Here is a 5209-nt window from a genome sequence, read left to right as displayed (position 1 = left end):
TTTTTTCGTTTCAGATGACGCGAATCACTTCTGCTTCACGCCTTCCAGGCTGATGTCCAGATCCAGGGTCTGGGAAGTCGGGCCTGGGCCCTTGATGCCAAAGTCGTTCAGGTTCAGCGTGGTCTTGGCGTTGAAGCCAGCGCGCTCGCCACCCCACGGGTCCTTGCCCTCGCCGTTGAACACGGCCTTGAAGGTGACCGGCTTGGTCACGCCATGCAGGGTCAGGTCGCCGGTCACGTCGGCAGTCTTGTCACCGGTGGACTTGACGGCAGTGGAGACGAACTTGGCGTCTGGATACTTCTTCACATCCAGGAAATCGGCACTGGCGATGTGCTTGTCACGCTCGGCATGGTTGGACCACAGGCTGGCAGTCTTCAGGTCGACGCTGATCTTGCTGGCTTCAGGCTTGGCGCTGTCCCAGGAGAACGAACCGTCGAAGTCCTTGAATGTGCCGTGGATGAAGCTGTAGCCCAGGTGGCTGATCTTCCAGTCGACGAAAGCGTGCTGGCCTTCCTTGTCGATCTTGTAGTCAGCGGCCATGGCCTGACCAGCGCCAATCAGAGCGGTACCGAGCGCCAGGGCGGCAAAAGTCTTTTTCAACATCCTTACTTCCTTCCTTTGCAATTGAGGTTGAGAGTCAAGCTTTGCGGCCCAGCATACGAGTCAGGGTCGCGTCACGGTCAATGAAATGGTGCTTCAAGGCTGCCAGGGCATGCAGGATGGCGAAGATCACCAACCCCCAGGCCAGGTACAGGTGAATCACACCGGCAGTGTCCGCCTGATCGGGCAGGTTGCTGACCAGCGCCGGCACCTCGAACAGACCGAAGACCGGAATGCCGACACCGTCGGCAGTGGAGATCAGGTAGCCGGCGGCCATCACCGCAAACAACCCCAGATACAGCGCCAGGTGCCCCAGCTTGGCGGCCACGCGGGTGAGTGACCCGTGGTTGGCCGGAGCCGGTGGAGGTGGGCTGATCAAACGCCAGAGTACGCGCAGCAGCATGACTGCCAGCAATACCAGACCGATGCTCTTGTGCAGGTCGGGCCCGGCTTTGCGCCAAGGATCGTAATAGTCGAGACCGACCATCCACAGACCCAGACCGAACAACCCGAATACGACAAGGGCCACGCCCCAGTGCAGGAAGATGCTGACCGCACCATAGCGAGAAGCAGAATTGCGCAGTTGCATGTTGGCGTATTCCCCGTGAAAGCTGTGCACAAGATAACGCGATAAATATCGAATTAAAGCGGAAAAGTCCGCTTTTTATTATCGAATAAACCGATAGCTTATTTTGAATTCATCCAATTAAGTCAACATTAACAATAAGCGGGCGCGGGGGAGTTGTCAGGGTAGGAGCTATCGCGGGCACTTCGCAGCAACGCCACGAGGTGCCCGCCATGGTCAATCAGTTCGCCTTGGCCTGAGTGTCGGCCGAAGGTTTCTTCTTGACGGGCTCTGCCTTTGCGGCCGCCTTCTTCACCGGCTCCGGCTTGCTGGCCTGCTTGGCAGGCGGCTTGTGCGCGGGTACGTGCTTGGCAGGTGCGGCCTTGGCCGGCGCAGCCTTGACGGGCTCCTCCTTGGCCACAGGCGCCGCAGGTGCGGCTGCCGGTGCCGGAGCTGGCGGCGCAGGTGTCGGTTCATCCACCTTGGCCACCGGCTCGGCCTTGGCCACCGGTTTATCGTCGCCACCGAACAGGCGGGAGAAGAAGCCAGGCTTGTCCTTGCCGGCTGCCGCACCCACCGCTGCAGCGCCCGCAGCAGCTGCAGCGACCGGCGCCGCCTTGACCACTGGATCGAAGGATTTGCCGGCAGCCAGGTCCTCGATCTGGCCCGCAGCACGCTGGCCACTGCGCAGCGCGCCTTCCAGGGTGCCCGGGTAAAGTGCATCGGTGTGCTCGCCAGCAAAGGCGACACGTTGCACCGGTCGCTCCCACAGACGCCAGTACTTGCTGATCTGCCCAGGCCCGTAAGCCAGGTAGGCGCCGCCGGTGCCGGCGTCGGTGCTGTAGCGCTTGACTTCGTAACCGGTAAAGGCGCCACGAGCCTGGGGGTAGAAGGCATGCAGGCGAATCAGCACCTGGTCGACCATCTGCTTGTCACCGAAGGCTTGCAGCAGGCGGGCGTTGTCGCCGGACAGGTTGATCACCACATTGGCACCGCCCTTGAGCGCCGGTTCGATCCAAAGCATGCCCAGGCCTGCGTTGCTGAAGATCTCGCCCGACATGCGCGCGCGGCTCTCCCACACCGGGTTCTTGAACTTGAGCAGCAACTGGTCGCGCCAGCCGTAGTTAGTGCCCTTGAGCGCCGCCAGGTGCTGATTGTCCAGCCCCGGCGTCATCTGGATCTTGGCCAGCGCGCGCAGCGGCACGGCCAGGACCAGATAGTCAGCCTGGTAGCCCACAGCCCCCACCTTGACGGTGACGCCGTCCTTGTCCTGGACGATGGAGGTGACCGGCGAGCTGGTCTTGATGGTCTTGAGTTGCTTGACGAAGGCCTGTGCCAGTACCGGGCTGCCGCCGGGCAGGCGTGCGGCGCGCAGGTCACGATCGCCAACCCCACGATAGACCCGGCTCTGCTGGGCGAAGTAGAGCAACGACAGGCGCGAGGGTTCGTCATAGCGGGTACGAATCTGCTGGTTGATCAACTGACGGGCGGTCGCCGGCAGTTGCAGCTTGTCCAGCCAGGTGGAGACGTTGATCTGATCGAGGGCGAACAGCGTGCTGTTGGCAGCCGGGTTCAGCGGATCATCGATCGAACGGGCCAGGTCATCGAGGGTCTTCTCGTAGCGCTTGATCGCCTCGGCGGTCGCGGGCTGCTTGGTGGCGAGGTCGGCCGCGCTGAAGTACTCGCCGTCGATCAGGTAGCCTGGGGTACGCACGAACTCGGGCGCAGGCAAGGTTTCCAGCTTGAAGCGGTCCAGGTACTGATTGAGTACCGGCTGCGCCTTGTTGTTGCCGATCCACTCGCTGGTCGCCAGCCCCGAACGGCCACCCATGCCGCTCTTGGCTTCGAGCAGGGTCACCTGCCAGCCCTTGGCCTGCAGCTCGTAGGCCGCCGTCAGACCTGCCAGGCCACCGCCGACGACAATCGCCGTGGGGGTCTTGTCCTTTGCCAGCGCACCCGCGCTGGATGCACCAATCAATACCAACGCGCACAGGCGCACCCAAGCAGCAGCCATGTCGGCGAACTCCGGATCAGAAGCGAAATGTAAGCGGGGAGGATTTCCCCGGGAGAGATGCGTTAAGAATACGTCAGGTCCTGGGAGCCTGCCAGCACAGCGCTATCAAGTGCTTCGAATGGTTCAGGTTTCTGTGGTGGCTCCTTTGCGGCGGTTCGGCGCCCCGACAAGCCCGCTCCTGCAGAAGCCAGCACAAAACCCAAGGTTGTTCCTGTGGGTGCCTTTGCTTAGGCTTACACCGTCCTACACGCCACCCCAGCCAGGAGATCTGCCACATGGGCCTGAATCAACAGTGGATGCAGCGCGACCTCAAGGTCCTCTGGCACCCCTGCACCCAGATGAAAGACCACGAGAGCCTGCCGCTGATCCCGATCCGCCGTGGCGAGGGCGTCTGGCTCGAGGACTTCGAGGGCAAGCGCTATCTGGACGCCGTCAGCTCCTGGTGGGTCAACGTCTTCGGCCATGCCAACCCGCGCATCAACCAGCGCATCAAGGACCAGGTCGACCAGCTCGAACACGTGATCCTTGCAGGCTTCAGCCATCAGCCGGTGATCGAGCTGTCCGAGCGCCTGGTGGCCATGACCCCGGCCGGGCTGGACCGGGTGTTCTACGCCGACAACGGCTCGTCATGCATCGAAGTGGCGCTGAAGATGAGCTTCCACTACTGGCAGAACAAGGGCCAAGGCGCCAAGAAGCGCTTCGTCACCCTGACCAACAGCTACCACGGCGAAACCATCGCCGCGATGTCGGTCGGCGATGTGCCGCTGTTCACCGAAACCTACAAGGCCCTGCTGCTCGACACCATCAAGGTGCCCAGCCCCGATTGCTACCTGCGCCCCGAAGGCATGGGTTGGGAGGAGCACTCGCGCAACATGTTCGCAGCCATGGAGCAGACCCTGGCCGAACACCACGCCACGATCGCCGCAGTCATCGTCGAGCCGCTGATCCAGGGCGCTGGCGGCATGCGCATGTATCACCCGGTCTATCTCAAGCTGCTGCGGGAAGCCTGCGACCGGTACGGCGTGCACCTGATCCATGACGAAATCGCCGTCGGCTTCGGCCGCACCGGCACGATGTTCGCCTGCGAGCAGGCCGGTATCCGCCCCGACTTCCTCTGCCTGTCAAAGGCCCTGACCGGTGGCTACCTGCCGCTCGCCGCCTGCCTGACCACCGATGACGTGTACCAGGCTTTCTACGACGACTACCCGACCCTGCGCGCCTTCCTCCATTCGCACAGCTATACCGGCAACCCGCTGGCCTGCGCCGCGGCGCTGGCGACCCTGGACATCTTCGAGCAGGACCAGGTGATCGACGCCAACAAAGCGCTGTCGGCGCGCATGGCCAGCGCCACCGCGCACCTGGTCGATCACCCGAACGTGGCCGAAGTGCGCCAGACCGGCATGGCCCTGGCCATCGAGATGGTCAAGGACAAGGCCGGCAAGGTCGCCTACCCATGGCAGGAACGCCGCGGCCTGAAGGTCTTCGAGCATGCCCTTGCGCGCGGCGCGCTGTTGCGTCCGCTGGGCAGCGTAGTGTATTTCCTGCCGCCCTACGTGATCACCCCGGAGCAGATCGACTTCCTGGCCGAAGTGGCCAGCGAAGGCATCGATATCGCCACCCGTGACAGCGTCAGCGTGGCGGTGCCGGCCGATTTCCATCCCGACTTCCGCGATCCGGGCTAACTATCACCTAACCCTGTAGGAGCGGGCTTGCCCGCGGATGCTGCGGTGCTGCCATTGACGCATTCGCGGGCAAGCCCGCTCCTACAGAGGACGATGTCCCCGCCCCCCTATTCCGAGCCAAACCATGAGACTGTCCCGCTTCTTCATCGACGCCCCGCTAAGCCTTGGTGAGCACGAGCTGCCCGAGGCCCAGGCCCACTACATCGGCCGCGTGCTGCGCATGACCGCCGGCGCCGCCGTGCAATTGTTCGACGGCAGCGGCCAGGAATACCTCGGCCAGTTGCTCGAAGTGGGCAAGAAATCCGTGCGCGTCAGCCTCGACCAGGCCCTGTCCGGCCAGCCCGACTC

The 5209-nt window shown here is 63.1% G+C and carries 5 protein-coding genes; 2 read left to right on the top strand and 3 right to left on the bottom strand.

Features of this window, described 5'->3' with window-relative positions; translation table 11 throughout:
- Positions 1-24 precede the first annotated feature (24 nt).
- The 3 genes from HU729_RS24790 to HU729_RS24780 all read right to left on the bottom strand — a co-directional run bounded on the left by HU729_RS24790 (position 25) and on the right by HU729_RS24780 (position 3179).
- Complete coding sequence (locus HU729_RS24790; protein WP_054894828.1) at positions 25-603, bottom strand: YceI family protein; 579 nt, start codon at positions 601-603, stop codon at positions 25-27.
- 34 nt (positions 604-637) lie between these two features.
- The gene (locus tag HU729_RS24785; RefSeq protein WP_186711853.1) at positions 638-1189 is read right to left on the bottom strand and encodes a cytochrome b; all 552 of its coding nucleotides are present in this window, start codon (positions 1187-1189) and stop codon (positions 638-640) included.
- A 217-nt stretch (positions 1190-1406) separates the two neighbouring features.
- Positions 1407-3179 (bottom strand): flavin monoamine oxidase family protein, encoded by a 1773-nt coding sequence (locus HU729_RS24780; RefSeq protein ID WP_186711852.1) that lies wholly within the window; start codon positions 3177-3179, stop codon positions 1407-1409.
- A 275-nt stretch (positions 3180-3454) separates the two neighbouring features.
- On the opposite strand from HU729_RS24780, the gene HU729_RS24775 reads away from it, so the two are divergent.
- Positions 3455-4861 carry an adenosylmethionine--8-amino-7-oxononanoate transaminase gene (locus HU729_RS24775; RefSeq protein ID WP_186711851.1) on the top strand — a complete coding sequence of 469 codons (1407 nt, stop codon included), beginning with the start codon at positions 3455-3457 and terminating at the stop codon, positions 4859-4861.
- Between the two features lie 124 nt (positions 4862-4985).
- The coding region (locus tag HU729_RS24770) for an RNA methyltransferase PUA domain-containing protein (RefSeq protein WP_186711850.1) at positions 4986-5209 on the top strand (224 nt) is incomplete at its 3' end.

Origin of the sequence: Pseudomonas sp. RW10S2 (assembly GCF_014268985.1) — a bacterium.
GTDB lineage: Bacteria > Pseudomonadota > Gammaproteobacteria > Pseudomonadales > Pseudomonadaceae > Aquipseudomonas > Aquipseudomonas wayambapalatensis.
The sequence above is the reverse complement of the archived record's forward strand: the minus strand, read 5'-3'. Positions and strand labels throughout refer to the sequence as shown.

Bases quoted from the DNA above. Each gene is read 5' to 3' on its own strand.
- HU729_RS24790 (WP_054894828.1), bottom strand. From the start codon at position 603: ATGTTGAAAAAGACTTTTGCCGCCCTGGCGCTCGGTACCGCTCTGATT.
- HU729_RS24785 (WP_186711853.1), bottom strand. From the start codon at position 1,189: ATGCAACTGCGCAATTCTGCTTCTCGCTATGGTGCGGTCAGCATCTTC.
- HU729_RS24780 (WP_186711852.1), bottom strand. From the start codon at position 3,179: ATGGCTGCTGCTTGGGTGCGCCTGTGCGCGTTGGTATTGATTGGTGCA.
- HU729_RS24775 (WP_186711851.1), top strand. From the start codon at position 3,455: ATGGGCCTGAATCAACAGTGGATGCAGCGCGACCTCAAGGTCCTCTGG.